Below are 19470 nucleotides of genomic sequence, written 5' to 3'. Positions count from 1 at the left end.
GGGTTTCTCTCCTCAGTCGGTTTGACGCTGGCTGACCGCGCGCCGGCGCCGTATACTAGGCCCTCACGATATTATGGGGAGGTTTGCGCGCATGGCGATTGATCAGGCCCAGGCTGAACGGGTCACCGAAATCATGGCGACACAGCGGGTGCGTTTCATCAACCTACAGTTCAGTGACATTGTGGGCATTGTCAAACAGGTCACGATCCCGGCTTCGCAGTGGAACGTCGCTGTGGATCATGGCATCTGGTTCGACGGCTCTTCGATCGAGGGCTTTGCCCGCGTGGCCGAGAGCGACATGTACCTGGTGCCAGACCTGGGCACTTTTGCCGTCATCCCCTGGGAGAGCGACCATCTGGCTACGGCCCGCGTCATCTGCGATGTCTACATGCCCAACGGCTCACCGTTCACCGGTGATCCGCGCTACGTGCTCAAGCGCGCAATGGCTGATGCGGCCGCCCTGGGCTTTGTCTACAACACCGGGCCAGAACTGGAGTTTTTCCTCTTCAAGCCCCGGACCAATGGCGCGCTGAGCACCATCCCGCATGACGAGGCTGGCTACTTCGATGTCAGCACCGACCTGGCCCACAATGTGCGGCGCCAGATGGTAGAAGCGCTGGAGACGTTGGGTATCGAGGTGGAAGCGACCCATCATGAGGTGGCGGTGGGCCAGCACGAGGTTGATTTTCGCTATGACCACGCGCTGCGCACCGCCGACAATGTCATCACCCTGCGCACCACGCTGAAAGCCATCGCTCAGCGCAACGGCCTCTACTGCACCTTCATGCCCAAACCGATCACCGGCATCAACGGCTCCGGCATGCATACGCACCAAAGCCTGAGCGATGTCAAGACCGGCAAGAACCTTTTTGCCGCGCCCAGCAGTCAATATGGCCTCTCGGAACTGGCCCTGCGCTTTATTGCCGGCCAGTTGGAGCACGCGCGCGGCATGTCTGCCATCATTGCGCCGTTGGTCAACTCGTACAAACGCCTGGTGCCCGGCTTCGAAGCGCCGACCTACATCACCTGGGCGCGCATCAACCGTTCGGCCCTGATTCGGGTGCCGCGCATCAACGCCGAGCGCACCGCCTCCACGCGCATCGAGCTGCGCTGTCCAGATCCGGCGGCCAATCCCTACCTGGCCTTTGCCGTGATGCTCACCGCGGGCCTGGATGGCATCCAGCGCAAACTAAAGCCGCCAGAGCCGGCCGAAGAGAATCTGTATCACATGGACGTGGCGCGGCGCAGTCTGCCGGCCATGCCGCGCTCGTTGGGCGAAGCCCTGGAGGAGTTGAAGCGCGACGAGGTGATCCAGGTTGCGCTGGGCGCGCACCTGTTCGAGCGTTACATCGAAGCCAAAACCAGCGAATGGGACGACTACCGCCGCACGGTCAGTCAGTGGGAAGTGGATCGTTACTTACCGATCTACTGAAGCGCGTGCGATCCATCCGGAGAGAACGGGCGGCCTAGGCATAAACCGGCGCCTCGAACACCTCAGCACATGATAGCCTACAGCGCAACCTCAGCCGATTGCGGCCGCGGCACAAAGGTCGCGCTTTGATACGGCCCCTGGCGCAGTGCCTCCCAGGCGTTGATCGGGTCGAGCAGCGCGGCGCGGAAGATGGCCTGACCGGGCAGGCCGGCCGTGCGCGCGATGTCAATGCGACGGCAGATTTCGGCCGCATCAATGCGTTCAGCGCTAATGCCGGCATAGACCGATAACCCCTCCGTCTCGACCGCGTAGGCCTGCACCACCTGCTCGAAATAGGGCGTGTTGGCCGCCGGGCCAAGAATAGAGCCGTAGAGCATGGGCGCAATCGTGTCAATCACCCCCTGGCGCAACCAACCAATCGAATCCTGGCAGTAGGAAGTATAGCCGTCGGTGTTGGGATACCAGGTCCAGGCGGCCTTGCGCCGATAGACCGGCCAGACCGCCGCGCTCAGCGCCAAGCCAGGCTTCAGTTCACGTATCAGGCGATGAATGGCGGACACCAGGGCCGTTACCTGGCGGCGCTGCCATTCGGGATGAGTCAGCTCTGGCTCCAGGGCGCGGTCGGCCGCGTAGCGCGCCTGCGTCACCGGGTCCCACGAAAAGAGCGAGGAAGAGTAACGCACATGATCCAGGTGCAGTCCGTCCAGGTAGTAGTGTAGCAGAAGGTCCCGACACACCTGCAGCACCCGCTCGGCCACCGCCCAATGCCCAGGGCTGCCGTAGAGATAGCTATCACTCAGCCCCATGGCGCCGGTCTCGCGGCCCCATTGTTTCCACTGGTCGCCATACAGATTAGTGAACTGTGTGATCATGGGCGTTGGAGTGACATCAGACGGCGGCAGTTCTGTGCCCTGCCAGGCGGGATAGACATTGAGCCAGGTGTGTACCTCAAGCCCGGCCTGGTGCGCAACCTGGATCGTCAGCGCCAATGGGTCCCAATCAGGCACGCCGCCCAGGCGGCCGGTCAATCGTTCGTCCCACGGCTCCAGGGCCGAGCGATAGAAGGCGGTGGCCGCCGGACGCACCTGCAGCCAAATTTGGTTGAAATTGGCCGCAGCGGCCTTGTCAATCACCCGGCGCATGTCATCGGCGCTGCGAAAATCGAAGCGTGAGACCCACAGCGCCCGCCCCTCTTCCAGGCCGAGGCCGATCCCGCGCGCCATGGGCGCCATCGGTCGCGTGCCGGCGGCCGCCGTCTCACGTGTAGCCGGCAGATCAACGTGCGGCGGCGGCGTCATCGCATAGAGATCCGGATAATCCTGATTGGCTGCGTCTGTCAAAGACGGTGCATCAACGGGTGAAACTGCAGGAGAGCTGGCTCTTGTCATGGCGATTTTTGACTCCTGTGGTATCATAGGCCACCAACTGGGGCGCCATTCTGCTGCCGGAGTCTAACACAAGCGCGCTGAAAGCCCAAATTGCGGCTGGCAAAAACCGGGACTTTCTTCCCACAGTCCCACAGGCCTTTTCGTGGGCGCCCGGTGAGGGAAAATCGTTGCGGAATTGGGCCTACATCAAACAGTGGTTCACCGCAGTAAATTCATGGGGCCGCGCGGGCGTGACCGGCTTGACGCAACGAGTGGTGGTGAAAGAAAACCGAAAGAAAGTCAAGAGAAAGTCAAGAGAAAGCCGAAAGAAAGTCAATCTTATGAAACGATTTTATGAATCCACAAGGCGTGTACCGGGGTGGCTGCTGGTGACCGGCGCGCTGCTCCTGCTGCTCGGCGCGTGTACGCAGACAAGCCCCCAAAACCCTGGTGCGGACCAGGCCACGGCCGCGCCGGTCGCGGCGGCGACAGGCGGCCAGCCTCAACCGGCGGCGGCCGCCACACCCACTAACGTGCCGGCCGTCAAATCGGTCGGCGATCCGGCCGCGGTAACCGAAGGCCAGACCGCCGAGGGCGATTGGTTCCGCGGCGATCCCAACGCGCCGGTGACGCTGGTCGAATTTTCCGATTACCAGTGCCCGTTCTGCTCGCGCCATGTCTCGCAGACCGCGCCGCTCATCGAAGATCAGTACGTCAAAAAGGGGCTGGTCAAGCATGTGTTCAAGGATTTCCCGCTGAACAGCATTCACCCACAGGCGGCCAAGGCGGCCGAAGCGGCGCAGTGCGCGGGCGCGCAGCAGCAGTTCTGGGCCATGCACGACAAGCTGTTTGCCTTGCAGCAGGCCTGGTCGGGCAAGACCGAAGCGCCGGAGATCTTCAAGGAATACGCGGTTGATCTTGGCCTCGACAGCGCCGCGTTCAATGAATGCCTTGATTCGGGCCAGTTCGCGGCCGAGGTCGCCAAAGACCTGCAGGAAGGCGCGCAGAGCGGCGTCACCGGCACGCCGGCCTTCTTCATCAACGCCTGGTTTGTCTCCGGCGCGCAGTCGTTCGAGGTCTTTCAGCAGACCATTAGCAAGGCGCAGTCTGGTCAACTGCCCGCACCCACGCCGACGCCGCTCCCGCAGGGTGTTGACCCCTTTGCCCCTGACCCGGCACACCCTGGCCTGACCTACAGCGGCTATCATTACCGGGGTAACAGCGCAGCACCGATTCTCATCATCGAGTTCTCGGACTTTCAGTGCCCCTACTGCCTGCAGCACTACCAGCAAGCGGAACCCGAGATTGACACGAACTGGGTAGATAAGGATCTGGTGCGCATGGTGTTCGTGCATTTCCCGCTGCCCATCCATCCCCAGGCGCCCAAGGCGGCCGAGGCTTCGGAGTGCGCCGCGACCCAGGGCAAATTCTGGGAGATGCACGATGTGCTGTTTAGCAAACAGGCGCTGTGGTCCGGCAAGAGCAACGCGACGGAGATCTTCAAGACCTACGCGCAGGACCTGGGCCTTGACGCCGGCAAGTTCAACGAGTGCCTCGATTCAGGCCAGATGGAAGCGAAGGTGCAGGATGGCCTGGACTTGGGGCAGCAGGCGCAGGTGCGTGGCACGCCCAACTTCTTCCTCATCAAGGACGGGCAGGGAACCCGCATCCCGGGCGCGCTGCCCTACGAGCAGTTCGACCAGGCCCTGACCGAGATTCTAACCGGTGCTCAGCAAGGCCCGCAGACGGCGCCCACAGTCACACAGTGATGGCTCCCCCCCGCCAGCCGATATAACAAGATGCTCTCCTCAACCCCTTCCCCCTTCTCCTCTCCAGTATGGCGGAGAGGAGAAGGGGTCAGGGGTTGAGGACCTGAGGAGAGGACTAAGGACTGCCAGGAATGAGCTTCACCCACACCCAAACCCAACAAACACCAACCTATGTCACCGTCGTTTCCGGCCTGCCGCGCTCCGGCACCTCCATGATGATGCAGATGCTGGCGGCCGGCGGGCTGAGCGCGATGACCGACGCCATTCGCCAGGCCGATGCCGACAACCCACGCGGTTACTTCGAGGTGGAGCGAGTCAAGCGCCTGAAGGATGGCGACGGCGCCTGGATGAGCGAGGCGCAGGGCAAGGCGATCAAGATCATTTCGGCCCTGCTGGAGCATCTGCCGTCCAACCAGCGCTACAAGGTCATCTTCATGCAGCGCACCCTGGCCGAGACGCTGGCCTCACAGCGCAAGATGCTCATCCATCGCGGGGAAGACCCGGCCCGCATTGATGACGCGGAGTTGACGCGCCTTTTCCAAAAGCATCTGCAGAAAGTCGAGGCCTGGCTGGCCGGCCAGCCCAACATCGCGGTGCTCTATGTGAACTACAACGAGATGATCGCCGCGCCGTCACCCTTCCTTGCGCAGATCAACCGCTTCCTCGACCAACGCCTGGATAGTGAACAGATGCTGGCGGCCGTTGATCGAACCCTGTATCGCAATCGCGCCGCCTGACTTGACTTGAAAGGAAACAGAACGGTCATGCAGCAACCGTGGCGCCTGGTCACACGTGGGGCATCGCTCGGCGCCCTGACCGGCGTGGTCCTGGCTTCGATCTATGCGGCCCTGGCCGTTCCCGCGCTGGCCTTTTGGCTGCTGTTGACCAACAGCAACAACGGCCGCCTGCTGGACGCCCTGGTCGGCGTGACTCTGCTGTCCCTGTGCGCCGGGCCGTTCGCATTCGTGCTCGGCATCGCGCCGGCCGCGCTCCTGGGCCTGGTAGGCGGCACGCTGCTGGGCGCGATCTTCATCCCGCTGCACGATCACATCAACGACATGGGTCGTGCGGCCATTGGCGCCAGCCTGGGGCTGCTGGTCGCAGCCATCGCCCTGCTGACCCTCAACGAGGGGCTGATTGATCCGGCCAAACCGGGCCTTGCTGGCTACTACCTCTTCTTCTTCTGGCTGGTCGGCCCTTCGCTCCTGGCCATCGTGGGTTTTGCCTGGGTGGGGTGGCGGCTCGGTCATGGAACAAGCAGACAGCCACTGACGAAACCACTTCGTGAAAATTAGTAAAATTCGTGGCAGAGAAAGCTGGGCGGATTCTTGCCACGAATTGCACGAATTGACACGAAAAGGCCCTGGAATTCGTGCAAATTAGTGAAATTCGTGGCAGAGAAAGCTGGGCGGATTTTTGCCACATAGAACACAAAGAGCGCAAAGACGCCGCCAATCTGCGAATCTTCTGCCGTTGCTTTGTGTTCTATGCGTTCCTTGTGGTCAATCGTCCGCCCAATTCAGAATTGCTGCGCCCAAATTTTACCTCTTGACAGATCGCCGCGGCCGTGGTATGCTGTGACCAGCCACAAGCCTGCCCCCCGCTTTCCGAGTCGCCTCCCGAATTCGGAAGTCCCCGGCGAGAGACCGCTCCCGCCCGCGACCTCCTTCAGCAGTCAGGAAAATGTCCCTGACCCCATCCGCTTCGATTGCTGCACGAAAGGAGTCCGTTGTCATGTTACGCCGCTCTTCTATTTTCTCTTTTCTATCTACTTTACGATAGGCGCCGACACGCCAACCGTATCTCTGGCCGCCGGCCGCGTGCGTCTCGATTTCTCTTTGCCGCCGAAGAGCAGAGTGACGGTGCGCTATCAACCCCTGCCAGAGGCAGCGGAGATATCGCCCTTTGGCCTGGTTTTTGAACTGAGTGCCGCAGCATCGCCAGGCGACACGGCGCAAACCGCCATATCCGCCCCCTTCACCCTCACCCTCGACTACACCGGTCTCGCAATTCCTTTTGGCGCGGATGCGGAAGGCCGACTCGCCCTTTTCTTCGAGCGCCCCTTGAACGAGACGGTGGACGCGGCAACAGATCGTGAAGACGCCCTTCCGCCCCACAGCCCGATCTGGCAAGAACTGCCGCGTCGGGTGGATCAGGAGCATAAGACAATCAGGGCATCACTGCCGCACATGGGCCGCATAATGCTGGCAACCACAACCACCAGCGGTGACGGCGACTTTGCCGTACAGCCCTCCGGCGATCTGGGCGACTACCAGGTAGGCCTCTACATGGGCAGCGCCACGGCCAGCTACCACTTTCCTGTGCCCGCAGGGCAAGCCGGCCCTACACCAGACCTGGCGTTGACCTACGACAGCGCAGGCATCGATGGGATGCATACCAACAAGAACAATCAGCCTGGCTGGGCGGGTATCGGCTGGAACCTGGGGACCGGGTACATCGTGCGCCGCATGGTCACCTGTAATTCGGCACAGGCGCCAGGCGACTTGTGCCTGGCTAACTCGGAGTATCACCTGATCTTGAACGGGGTAAGTTCGCGGCTGATCAATCTTGGCTCCGGCCAGTTCAAGCTGCAGGCTGATCCGTACTGGAAGGTTACGCGACTCACATCGGCAAACCCTAACCACCCAGATACGAATAAGGAATACTGGCAAGTCACGACACCCGACGGTACGAAGTATCGTTTCGGCGCTGAGTACGGGGAAGTGACTTCCGGATCTGACCTGGACTCGACATTCTTCGTGCCCGTTTACGACCTGAGCATCTGCGCGGCGGACCCCTACCGGGTGTGCAACAAAGCCTGGCAGTGGAATCTCGATCGTATCGAGGACACTGACGGCAACGTTGTCACCTTCTTCTACAATCAGGAGACTAACTACTACAACGCCCGTACGTTTTTACGCCGTCTGTATGTGCGGGCGGGGAATCCAGCCCGTATCGAGTACGCCAAACGTGCGAATGACGCCGGTGTGCTGCCAACCGCACAGGCAGAATTTCTCACTCAGAATCGCTGCACAGGCGCATGCCTGTGGCCGGCCGACTATCCCGATACGCCGGGGGATCTGCAATGCGGCGCCACTGGCACCTGTACCAAGAGCTATCCCAGTTTTTGGAGCAAGTTGAAGCTGAGTCGCATCACCACATTCAGTTGGGAAAACAATACCTGGCGCAGCATCAATCGTTGGGACCTGGCTTACAGCTTTCCGACGCCGCCCCCCGACAGTGATGGCGATGGTAGCCAGAAGAAATTGGAGTTGAGCAATGTCACCCGACGCACGCCTGACGGCGCACAAAGTCTGCCACCCACCACCTATACCTACACCTGGTTGAAGAACCGCAACAATCACCCGGCGGGCGTGTCACCCATGTTCATGAGTCGCTTGAGCCAGGTTACCAATGAATTGGGAGGCAGTGTCAGCTTCAGTTACGCCAGCGATTGCCCAACCACCTTGGGTAACAACATTCGCCCGCCCTACGATTGCTTCGTGGCCTGGGACCCCTACACTGGCAGCGGTGGCTGGGTCATTTGGCGCAAGTACAAGGTGACGCAACAGGCCTGGAACGATGGCCTAGCGAGTTCGCCGCGCATCACCACCTTCACCTACACGCCGCACATTTCGCACTACTACGATGACAACCGGCTACCGGCGGTGAATGGCGCGTGCCCGGGCGGCGGGTCGAATTGCGCCAAGGACTACTGGTTCGACGTGCGCGGGTACAACATCGTGACGGTAGGCGAGGCCGATGGGAGTTCCCATGAGCATCGCTTCTTCCGAGGGATGGATGGCGACCGTTTGGGGGTATCCGGCGGCAGTTTTAGCGCCACGGTGGCGCGCAGCGATGGCACGACGCTTACCGATAGCAATTGGCTGCGAGGTCGAGAATATGAGGTGCGCACCTTTGCGGCGGGTGGCGCCTTATTCTCGCGCCAGGTGACCGACTACTACGCCGTGTTGACGGGCGGCAGCGGCCTGGATGGCGCCTACTTTATGGCGCCGTCCGCAGTCACCGCCTGGACATACGATGCCAATGGTGCAAACCCCAAGCAGACGCGTGCCACGATCACCTACGATAGCTATGGTAACGTCACCCGTGAGGTTCAAGAGGGCGATACGGCCATATCTACCGACGATCGCCTGGTTGACCGAGCCTTTTTTGCGAATACGACGGCTTATATCGTTGACCGGCCGATGTGGGAGAGGTTGTTTGTGGGCAGCGTGCGCACGGCCGACGGCACCGAAAAAGCGATGACGGCTTATGCCTATGATGGCCTGGCTTTCTTCAGCGGCACACCGACCAAGGGCAATCAAACCGGTGTGGCGCGCTATCATACCATCTCCGCCAACTATACCGATCCAGGCAACTATCACGTAACGACAACCCAGTATGATGCCTACGGTCGGCCAACGGTGATGACAGATGCCAATAACCACAGCACAACAACCGGCTACCATCCTGTGTACGGCTACGCAACAACAGTAACGGATGCCCTGGGACATACGACGAGCACGCAAGTTGATCCAGGCACCGGTAACGTGCTGAACGTAACCGACCCGAACGGTGCGATCACGGCGCATGAGTATGATGCCTTTGGGCGCCTGGTGAAGACCTGGCAGCCGGGCGAGACCCAGGGCACGCATGCGCCGACCGTGGAGGTGACCTATACCCTGGGCTTCACTAACACCCCCAGCCTGGTCTACGTCAAGCAACGGGAGGACCTGGGGGGCGCCAATCCATCGGCCTATCTCGAGTCATGGCGTTTCTTCGATGGTGCGGGACGACTGATCCAAATCCAAGGTGAAGGCGATGCGATTGACCAAGTCATTGTGAGCAACCGCATTTACCATGTCATGGGACAATTGGCAAAAGAGAGCATTCCCTACCTGGGATCGGCCGTGCCCGGCGCTTACCTGGCACCGGACTGGGGTCAACCGGCAACCCAGTACGCTTATGATACCCTGGGCCGCATCATTCAGGTGACGCAAACGGATGGAACGGCGGTCGTCACGAGTTATGACCGTTGGACACATACCGTCGTGGACGAAAACGGCCATCAACGCAGCTACGCAAGCGATGCGTTTGAACAATTGACACAGGTGCGCGAATATACAGGTACTGTGCCAACGGTCAGCCTGTATGCAACCACGAACTACGCCTATGATGTGTTGGGCCACCTGACAGTTGTGACAGACACCACTGGTGTCACAACGACGATGGCTTACGATCCACTGGGGCACAAGGTGGCCATGCACGACCCGGATATGGGCAACTGGCAATACAGCTATGACCCGGTGGGCAACCTGGTCAGGCAAATGGATGCCCGTGGTCAATACACGTGTTCGTACTACGATGGTGTCTATCGCCTGCAAGGCAAACATTATCGAAGTGACACCAACTGCCCTGCCACAATACCTGCCTTCACCGGACAAGATGGCATCATGGCGAGCTACGGGTATGACGAAGCTGGCTCTGGCGCCAGCCTGGGACGGCGCACGCGGGCCGATGCGTACCTGGCCGATGGATCCTTGAGTAACCGGGCAACCTGGGCGTATGATCTGCGCGGCCGCACGACGCGAGAGGCGCGCGTGATCAATGGGAGTGGCGGAGGCACCTTTATCACCGAGTGGGGGTATGACGCAGCCAACCGCCAACGGTGGCTGAAATACCCCGGTACACCCACGGTCGAGCAGGTCTACACGGATTACACCGCGCGTGGCCTGGTCAACCGGATGTCTGCCAGCGGGATTGAGTATGTGCAGGGTACGGCTTATGACGAGGCGGGGCGAGTGATCCAGCGTCGCCTGGGAAGCCTACCGATCCTGGAAACAAGTTTTTGGTACTACGGCTGGGCCGATGTGAATGGACGTGGGCGCGTAGGGAGCATCGACACGCACAAATTGAGTGCGCCAACGGGCGAGGTTCAATCGTTACATTATTGGTACGATGTAGTCGGCAACGTCAGTCGTGTGAGTTACGGGACGCCAGACCCCGAGGCGCCAATCGGGCGCAGCTATCAGTACGACGCCCTGGACCGCCTGACGCGCGTAAATCTGATGAGCCCTGGTACACCCTATCTACTGGAATCGTATGCGTATGCGGAGACAGGGAATCTGGTTGCCCGCTATCCGGAGGGTGCGCCGGGATACGATTACGGCTATGGCGCGCAGGCGGCCGATTGCCCTGAGGGTGCATTGGCCAAAGCGCATGCCGTGGTAGCAGCCGTGACGCTGACCTACGGGCCGACCACCTACTGCTACGACCAGAATGGGAACCTGCGCCGGCAGGTGATCGGGGGCGAAAAGGTCTTCTGGTTCGATTACGATGCAGAGAATCACCTGGTGGGGATCAGCGGGGATGATGCGGCGACTTTCGTGTACGACGCCGATGGGCAACGGGTGAAGGCCAGTTTTGGCAGCGCCCCCAACATCACTACCGTGGTTTACGCAGGCAACCACTTCGAGCAGCGGACGGCGGGCAGCGTGATCAGCTCAGTGAAAACCTACTTCGCGGGCGGCGTGCGCGTGGCGATGCGCACCCAGACGGAAACGAGCGATGTGCTGCACTGGCTGTTGAGCGATACCCTGGGCAGCACGACGACGGCGGCCGGCGCCAACGGTGAGCTGGTGGCGTCTGCTTTCTACGAAGCGTGGGGGGAGACCACACCGGTGTTTGGCGACCTGCCCACCGCACGGCGCTACACCGGGCAGACCCATGACCCGGTGATTGCCGGCATCTACTACTACGGCGCCCGTTACTACGACCCGGCCTTGGGGCGGTTCCTGCAGGCCGACACCATCGTGCTGTAACCAACAAACTACACCCCAAGCATCGCAACCTGTTTTCTCTGCGGACGTTATTACCGTCACCGACCCGCGCCACCCCCTGTGCGGACGGACGATGCCGCTGCTCGCGACCCACGAAAGACCCGGTCAAACCTGGTTCGAGGTCGAACAGGCCCCTGGCATACGCCGCTGGCTCCCTGTGGGCGTGACCGACCAGAGCAGCCTGGCGCAACCACATGCCTCGTGTCCCCTCGACTGGCATTCTGTGCGACAATTGCTGGCACACTACACGGCGATCATCGCCGGGCCAGAGGAGGACGCAGCAGATGGATGCCCAGATGAGAGGGGAGCAGACGGAACTGCGGCCGGTGCCATCGAGTCCGATGGCGCCAAGCGCAGTGTGGGGGAGTATGACGGAGGCGCAACAGGAACGCGTGCGTCGGATCGTGGCGCAGGTCTGCCGGGAGCGGCTGGACGAGGAGCGGTGCGATGAGCCAGCGTGAAGGGTCCAGCAAAGTGAGCGAGAAGCACTTGGCGCGGATGGCTTACGTCTATATTCGGCAATCCACGCTCCAGCAAGTGGTACGCAACCCGGAGAGCCAGGTCAACCAACGGCAGATGGTGGGGCGGGCGATTGGGTTGGGGTGGTCGGCGGAGCGCATCGAGGTGATAGACGAAGATCAAGGGCGCTCAGGCAGCGACAGCGCAAGTCGGAGCGGATTCCAGCGACTGGTGACGGAAGTCAGCATGGGGCGGGTCGGCATCATCATCGGCTACGAAGTATCGCGCCTTGCGCGGAACAACGGAGACTGGTATCATTTGCTTGACTTGGCGGCTGTATGCGACACGCTGATTGCCGACCACGACGGCGTCTACCATCCGCGGCAATTCAACGACCGGCTCTTGTTGGGACTGAAGGGGACAATGAGTGAGGCAGAACTCCACATTCTGAAGCAACGATTGGAAGAGGGACGGCTGCGGCAAGTGGAACGGGGAGCATACCGCCAGGTGTTGCCGACGGGACTGGGACGGGCCGCCGACGGGCGGGTGGAGAAAGACCCGGACGAGCGGGTGCGCGGGAGCATCGAGTTGGTGCTGGCAAAATTCGCCGAATTGGGGAGTTGCGGGCAGGTGTTGCACTACCTGCGGCGCGCAGAACTGCTGCTACCGCGTCGCCAGCTGCATGGAGCAGTGCGCGGAGAGATCGTGTGGAAGCCACCAACAGACACGGCGATCTACGAGATCGTGCGCAATCCGGCCTATGCAGGTGCGTTTGTGTATGGGCGAAGGCGCCACACGCCGGGGCAACCGCCAGCCGTGCGGGGGCGTCGGCCGCAAGAGGAATGGATCGCCATTGTGTGCGACGTCTACCCGGCCTACATTACGTGGGCGCAGTACGAAGCGAACCAGGCGCAGTTGGTCCGGAATGGACAGCGCACCGGCGGTGCAGATCTACGCGCGGTGGGCGCAACACGGGAAGGGCCTGGTTTGCTGCAAGGACTGGCGGTGTGCGGACACTGCGGCTACCATCGTCAAGTGATGTACAAAGAAGGTTATCACCACTACCCGTGCCAGAACATGCGGCGCCGGTACGGCGTGGCGGCCTGTCCCACGATTCACGGGCCCAGGGTGGACGCGGCGGTCACACAAGCCTTCTTTGCGGCCCTGCGCCCGGCCAACCTCGACGTACTGGCAGAGGTATTAGCGGCACAGCGCACAGAACAGGAACAGCTGACGGCGCAATGGGCCGCACAGGTCAAGCAAGCCGAGTACGAAGCGCAGCGGGCGCAGCGGCAGTACAGCCAGGTCGAGCCGGAGAACCGACTGGTGGCGGGCGAACTGGAGCGGCGCTGGGAGGAAAAGCTACGCCAGTTACGCAACGTCGAGGAAACGGCGCAGCGCTGGCGTGAACGCAACAGTGCGCCGCAGAAGATCACGCCCGAGCTGCGTGAGCAATTTGCCCACCTCTCGGCGCACCTGCCCGCAGTATGGGAAGGTTGCACACCTGCACAGCGCAAAACCCTGCTGCGCAGCCTGGTCGAGCGGGTGATCCTGAGACGAGACATAGCCGACCGGGTGCATGTGCGCATCGTGTGGCTCTCCGGCCACTACACCGACTTGGAAGTGCAGACGCCGGTCGGCGTACAAACGACCGTCAACGGCTATGCGGCGATGGTGGAACGAGTGGGCGCATTGCATGCGCAGGGCCTGGACGACACCCAGATTGCGGCGCAACTGAGTCGGGAGGGCTTCCACTCAGCGCGGCGCAGCGATGTGGCGGAGGATGCCGTGACGACGATTCGGCATGCATACAGGTGGCTCGACCGAACCGGTCCTCGACCGGTCGTGCGCGAGGGATATCATACCGTCCCCGCACTGGCGCAACGCCTGGGCGTCAGGCCCCAGTGGGTCTACCGCCGACTGCATACCGGTCAGATCGAAGCCGAATACGTGACCCGCGACCCACAGACACAGCAGTACTGGATTCAGGATGATCCAGCATTGATATCGCGCCTGCAGATCCAGGCGTGATACTAATTGCAAGGTTAGGAGGGCATTGTGATGATACGATCGTACCACAGCCGGGGAATCCGCAGGCGCTGAATAGATACGCTTATTCGGCGAATAACCCTATCAAATACCGCGATCCCAGCGGCCACATACCATGTTACGGTGATGCCCCAGATGAATGTAGTTGGGCCGGCTACAAAGATCAACGCGTGGGCGCGCGACGGCACGCGCTGCGGGGATATGCACGTTTCTTGGAGAAGCGAGTGCAGAAAGGTGGTATGACGTCCCTTGACGCCATGATTGACTTGTGGGGTTTCGCGGGTCTGTACGGTAAGGATGCCGTTACAACCTCAGAGGATGTCAGCTACACTCTGGTGGGGAGCGGCGGGACGTTCACGCTACTCGGCGGGTTCATCCTGAAAGGCAAGGAATTCCTTGGGGGCGCGCCGTTGAACCTGCCGAGCTTCGGAGATACCGGCTTCAATCGGAACTACCAAGATTTTCATAACCAGCCGTATCACTTTTGGGCGAACGTCAATACGACTGCGCAAGGTGGAGTCCTGGGTGAAGCGATAGGTAGGTTTGCCAACGACCTGCATGAGGGGTGGGATCCGTCGGAGGCGCTCAAAACACTCCAGGAGCGCGGAACCTCTTGGGAAGATTATTTCCTTTCCCTAAAAGGACTGGAGATGGGACAGATGTTGCGTTCTGGCGCGCTCACGGTGGATCAGGCCGGCAGTTGGATGCAAACTAACCTCAATGCACCGGCCGGGCCAGCCTATGATTTCTGGAAATCCACCGGCACGGGTTGGTGGCCGTCGGTTTGGATGCAGCACGCGGTTGATCTTTTCCGCTGAGGAGGTGAATCATGTCAATCTCATTTGGCGGTAAACTCAGCGCAGCGCTCGGCGGTTTGGTCTGCATCGTGTACCTGGTTGGGTGTGGGTTAGCACAGATTCCGGACAATATCCACCGTTATGAGACCCGTCAGGCTGCGCGCTATCCCTGGACCGTCGAAGCGATCGATGAGGAGCACAAGGCCAAACTGTGCCAGGCTTTACAGCTGCAGGTCGAGGATCCCTTCTGTCAAGCCGGGGAACGCGTCACCACGACCGAACTTATGGAAGCCGTAGCACAGCGATTTCCCGTGAACCAGACACCATATCCTGAAGTCGCGACTGCTTTGCAGGACTTTCCAGTGGTCGTCGAGGAATCCAAGTTACCGACCGGTATCGTCACGAGTCGGCGTTATGCTTATCTGCTCACCCAGTTCCGCGGCTTCTGTACGTACTTTGACGTCCATCTGGACACACAGGTGGTTGAGCGAATCGGCAACACGAAAGCGCCGGGGCTCTCTGACGGGCCTATTCCTGAGGTTTGCGGACCCGCGCTGGGACAGCCTTAGGTACGGAACCAACCTGGCACGCCAGGTGTTGGGGCTGGATGGGGACGCACTTGGCGGGGGATCCAGCAGGCCATCCGATAACGCACGGATGTAAGCCCATGTTGCGTAACGTACTGCGGACTCTGATATTCATGCTGGCAGTAATCGGGCTGGGCAGCCTCTTGGTAACGGGGTGTAGTAGTTCCACCAGAGCACCTGCGGCGCCGGATGGCATTCCAGGGGCTACCATCGAGCGACACAGTACCCAGCAAGCAACTGAGACCGCGGTCGTGGCCATGCACCCCAGCGACACCACCACCGCGCCTGCCACGCAGACCTTGATGCCCACAGATTGTGCTACCGAGGTCGTGCCACACGCGACAGCGACGCCCTCGCCTCGACCGACTTTGGACGCTGCAGCCGGGATCGACCTGCTGCGCGAGATGTTGCGCACCAACGATGGCTGTGAGCTACCGTATTGGTGTGACGCCGGGTCAGACGCCTTGGGAAGCAACACTGAGGTAGTACAGAGGCTATGGTGGTGGCGTGTTTGACGTTCCTCATCCTACACGGGAGTACGATTACTCAGTTATAGAAGAGTTCGACATCAAGGATGGAATAGTTCGTGGAATTAGAATAGGCGCTAGTGTTCCTGGCTATTACACATACTCGCCGGTTTTTGCCGCCGACTGGCAGCGATATGCCTTACGCCCCATGCTGACCCGGCATGGCAAGCCGTCAACCGTGTTATTGGATGTGGCTTACCTGTGTATGGAGCACGACTGCGGTGATCCGCGCTATTGGTTATATGTGATCTTCGATCAGGCTGGCATCGCTGTGAACTATTTCGGCACAACAAAGCGTACTGATCCGATTGAGATCTGCCTCAATCTTGACAACGCGACCGCGATTAGCCTCGACTTGCACGCGCCTGATTACACGCGGCCTATACTCGAATTGGATCACCTCGATCCAACAGCGCTGATTTATCCATTGACAGAGGTATCTACACTGACCCTCACCAGCTTCTATGAAACCTTCAAGGCTTCGGACACAGCCTGTTTTGTGGTGCCGGGGAAGTACTGGGAGGAAGCGCCTGTCGGGCCTTGATGATGAATCTCCGGCTCCTCATGGCGTCGCTGACCTAAACCGTTTGATTAGCGCGGTCGACGGGACGGCGAGCGCCATGTTGCTCTATTAGGGCGGCGCGCTTCGCCGTACCGGCTACGCGACCGATAACGGCGTGTTCTACGTGGTAAGCGACCATCTGCGTTCCACCAGCGTGCTGGTCAACCGGGGCGACACGGTCAAGATCAGGCAGCCAGGTCATCGTGCGCAACCGGGTGTACGATATCATGGGGCAGCTGGCCAGGGAGAGCGTTCCTTACCTGGAACCCACCGTGCCGGGCGGATATCTGACGCCGAACTGGAGCCAGCCGGCGACCCACTACACCTACGATGGCCTGGGTCGCATCACCCAGGTGACGCATACGGATGGCAGCGCTGTGGTCACCAGTTACGATCGCTGGACACGTTCGGTCGTGGACGAAAACGGCCATCAACGCAGCTACGCAAGCGATGCATTTGGACAATTGGCGCAGGTGCGCGAATATACAGGTACTGTGCCAACGGTCAGCCTGTATGCAACCACGAACTACGCCTATGATGTGTTGGGCCACCTGACAGTTGTGACAGACACCACTGGTGTCACAACGACGATGGCTTACGATCCGCTGGGGCACAAGGTGGTATGCACGACCCGGATATGGGCAACTGGCAATACAGCTATGACCCGGTGGGCAACCTGGTCAGGCAAATGGATGCCCGTGGTCAATACACGTGTTCGTACTACGATGGTGTCTATCGCCTGCAAGGCAAACATTATCGAAGTGACACCAACTGCCCTGCCACAATACCTGCCTTCACCGGACAAGATGGCATCATGGCGAGCTACGGGTATGACGAAGCTGGCTCTGGCGCCAGCCTGGGACGGCGCACGCGGGCCGATGCGTACCTGGCCGATGGATCCTTGAGTAACCGGGCAACCTGGGCGTATGATCTGCGCGGCCGCACGACGCGAGAGACGCGCGTGATCAATGGGAGTGGCGGAGGCACTTTTATCACCGAGTGGGGGTATGACGCCGCCGATCGCCAGCGGTGGCTGAAATACCCCGGCACACCCACGGTCGAGCAGGTCAACACGGATTACACCGCGCGTGGCCTGGTCAACCGGGTGTTTGCCAGCGGAACCGATTACGTGCAAGATACCACGTATGATGAAGCAGGGCGAGTGATTCAGCGTCGCCTGGGAAGCCTACCGATCCTGGAAACGAGTTTCTGGTACTACGGCTGGGCCGATGTGAATGGGCGTGGGCGCGTAGGGAGCATTGACACCCGCAAATTGAGTGTACCAATGGGTGAGATTCAATCGTTGCATTACTGGTACGATGTCGTCGGCAACGTCAGCCGCATGAGCTACCAGACGCCAGACCCCGAGGCGCCCATTGGGCGTGGCTATCAGTACGACGCTCTGAACCGTCTGACGCGCGTGAATCTGATGAGTCCTGGCACACCTTATCTCCTTGAATCATATGCGTATGCAGAGTCAGGGAACCTGGTTGCCCGCTATCCGGAGGGTGCGCCGGGATACGATTACGGCTATGGCGCACAAGCGGCCGATTGCCCTGAGGGTGCATTGGCCAAAGCGCATGCCGTGGTAGCAGCCGTGACGCTGACCTACGGGCCGACCACCTACTGTTACGACCAGAATGGCAATCTGCGTCGGCAGATAATCGGGGGCGAAAAGGTCTTCTGGTTCGACTACGATGCGGAGAATCACCTGACGGAGATCAGCGGGGATGATGCGGCAACCTTCGTGTACGATGCCGATGGGCAACGGGTGAAGGCAAGCTTTGGCAGCGCCCCCAACATCACCATCGTAGCGTACGCCGGCAACCACTTCGAGCAGCGAACGGTGGGCAGTGTGGTCAGCACTGTCAAAACCTACTTTGCGGGCGGCGTACGAGTGGCGATGCGCACCCAGACGGGTGCGAGCGACGTGTTGCACTGGCTCATGAGCGATGCCCTGGGCAGCACGACCACGGCCACCGGCGCCAATGGTGAGTTGGTGGCATCTACCTTCTACGAGGCTTGGGGTGAGAGTATCCCCGTGGTCGGCGACCTGCCCACCGCGCGACGCTTCACCGGGCAGACGCACGATCCGGTCATCGCCGGCATCTACTACTACGGCGCACGCTATTACGACCCGGCGCTGGGGCGATTTTTGCAGGCCGACACCATCGTCCCCAATCCCCAAAATCCACAAAGTCTTAACAGATACAGCAATGTGCTGAATAACCCTGTCAAATACCGTGATCCCAGCGGCCACATACCATGTTACGGTGATGCGCCGGATGAATGTAGTTGGGCTGGCTACAAAGACCAACCGGCCGGCGCGCGGCGGCACTCGTTGCGTGGGTATGCGCGCTTCTTGGAAAAACAGGTGCAGAAGAATGGGATGACGGCTCTCGACGCCATGACTGATTTGTGGGGGTTCGCGAGCTTGTATGGCAAAGATGCTGTCACGACCTCAGAAGATGTCAGCTACACCCTGGTCGGAAGCGGCGGCACGATGACGCTGCTGGGCGGGTTCATTCTGAAAGGTCAGGAATTCCTGGGTGGCGCACCATTGAACCTGCCGAACTTCGGGGATACTGGCTTCCATCTCAATTATCGAGATCGGCACAATCAACCCTATCACTTCTGGGCGAACGTCAACACGACTGCGCAGGGCGGCAACCTGGGTGAAGGCATCGGGCTTGTCGCCAACGTCGTGCATGAGATGGCCGATCCGTCAGAAGCACTCAAGCCACCCCAGGAGCGCGGGACCTCATGGGAAGATTACTTCCTTTCCCTGAAAGGGCTGGAGATGGGGCAGATGTTGCACTCGGGCGCACTCACCGTGGATCAGGCTGGCAGTTGGATGCAAGCCAACCTCAGCGCGCCGGTGGAACCAGCCTACGATTTCTGGAAATCTACCGGTACAGGTTGGTGGCCGTCCGTCTGGATGCAGCAAGCGGTTGATCTTTTCCGCTGAGGAGGCACGCCATGCTACGATCACGCTATCTCAAGGCCCCAACGATCTCAGTGGGAGGCAAAGTCAGATTGGCGCTCGGCAGCTTGTTATGTACGTGTGATGTGAAATGAG

13 protein-coding genes are annotated in these 19470 nt (G+C 60.4%); 12 read left to right on the top strand and 1 reads right to left on the bottom strand.

Features of this window, described 5'->3' with window-relative positions:
- Window positions 1-91: 91 nt before the first annotated feature.
- Window positions 92-1432 carry a type I glutamate--ammonia ligase gene (gene glnA / locus IPM84_02770; protein MBK9091696.1) on the top strand — a complete coding sequence of 447 codons (1341 nt, stop codon included), beginning with the start codon at window positions 92-94 and terminating at the stop codon, window positions 1430-1432.
- A gap of 77 nt (window positions 1433-1509) precedes the next feature.
- On the opposite strand, the gene IPM84_02765 is transcribed toward glnA, so the two are convergent.
- Window positions 1510-2772 (bottom strand): family 10 glycosylhydrolase, encoded by a 1263-nt coding sequence (locus IPM84_02765; GenBank protein ID MBK9091695.1) that lies wholly within the window; start codon window positions 2770-2772, stop codon window positions 1510-1512.
- 368 nt (window positions 2773-3140) lie between these two features.
- On the opposite strand from IPM84_02765, the gene IPM84_02760 reads away from it, so the two are divergent.
- From IPM84_02760 to IPM84_02710, 11 genes are all read left to right on the top strand, one after another.
- Window positions 3141-4568 (top strand): thioredoxin domain-containing protein, encoded by a 1428-nt coding sequence (locus tag IPM84_02760; GenBank protein ID MBK9091694.1) that lies wholly within the window; start codon window positions 3141-3143, stop codon window positions 4566-4568.
- Between the two features lie 131 nt (window positions 4569-4699).
- Window positions 4700-5305, top strand: coding sequence for a sulfotransferase domain-containing protein (locus tag IPM84_02755; GenBank protein MBK9091693.1), 606 nt, complete (start codon window positions 4700-4702; stop codon window positions 5303-5305).
- Between the two features lie 27 nt (window positions 5306-5332).
- A complete protein-coding gene (locus IPM84_02750; protein ID MBK9091692.1) occupies window positions 5333-5863 on the top strand; it encodes a hypothetical protein in 531 nt (176 codons plus the stop codon).
- A 567-nt stretch (window positions 5864-6430) separates the two neighbouring features.
- The gene (locus IPM84_02745) at window positions 6431-11392 is read left to right on the top strand and encodes a hypothetical protein (protein MBK9091691.1); all 4962 of its coding nucleotides are present in this window, start codon (window positions 6431-6433) and stop codon (window positions 11390-11392) included.
- A 302-nt stretch (window positions 11393-11694) separates the two neighbouring features.
- Complete coding sequence (locus IPM84_02740) at window positions 11695-11871, top strand: hypothetical protein (protein MBK9091690.1); 177 nt, start codon at window positions 11695-11697, stop codon at window positions 11869-11871.
- The gene (locus IPM84_02735) at window positions 11858-13900 is read left to right on the top strand and encodes a recombinase family protein (protein ID MBK9091689.1); all 2043 of its coding nucleotides are present in this window, start codon (window positions 11858-11860) and stop codon (window positions 13898-13900) included. Before IPM84_02740 ends, IPM84_02735 begins: the two co-directional genes overlap by 14 nt.
- Window positions 13901-14157: 257 nt before the next feature.
- Complete coding sequence (locus IPM84_02730; protein MBK9091688.1) at window positions 14158-14736, top strand: hypothetical protein; 579 nt, start codon at window positions 14158-14160, stop codon at window positions 14734-14736.
- Window positions 14737-14747: 11 nt separating this feature from the next.
- Complete coding sequence (locus IPM84_02725) at window positions 14748-15284, top strand: hypothetical protein (protein MBK9091687.1); 537 nt, start codon at window positions 14748-14750, stop codon at window positions 15282-15284.
- 525 nt (window positions 15285-15809) lie between these two features.
- On the top strand, window positions 15810-16373 hold the full coding sequence (locus tag IPM84_02720; GenBank protein MBK9091686.1) for a hypothetical protein: 564 nt from the start codon (window positions 15810-15812) through the stop codon (window positions 16371-16373).
- A gap of 221 nt (window positions 16374-16594) precedes the next feature.
- Complete coding sequence (locus IPM84_02715) at window positions 16595-17296, top strand: hypothetical protein (GenBank protein MBK9091685.1); 702 nt, start codon at window positions 16595-16597, stop codon at window positions 17294-17296.
- Complete coding sequence (locus IPM84_02710) at window positions 17206-19359, top strand: RHS repeat-associated core domain-containing protein (protein MBK9091684.1); 2154 nt, start codon at window positions 17206-17208, stop codon at window positions 19357-19359. Before IPM84_02715 ends, IPM84_02710 begins: the two co-directional genes overlap by 91 nt.
- The last annotated feature ends 111 nt before the right edge of the window (window positions 19360-19470 follow it).

The sequence above is a fragment of the Candidatus Amarolinea dominans genome, assembly GCA_016719785.1.
In the GTDB taxonomy this organism is placed as follows: domain Bacteria; phylum Chloroflexota; class Anaerolineae; order SSC4; family Amarolineaceae; genus Amarolinea; species Amarolinea dominans.
This window is presented reverse-complemented; position numbering and strand designations above follow the sequence as displayed.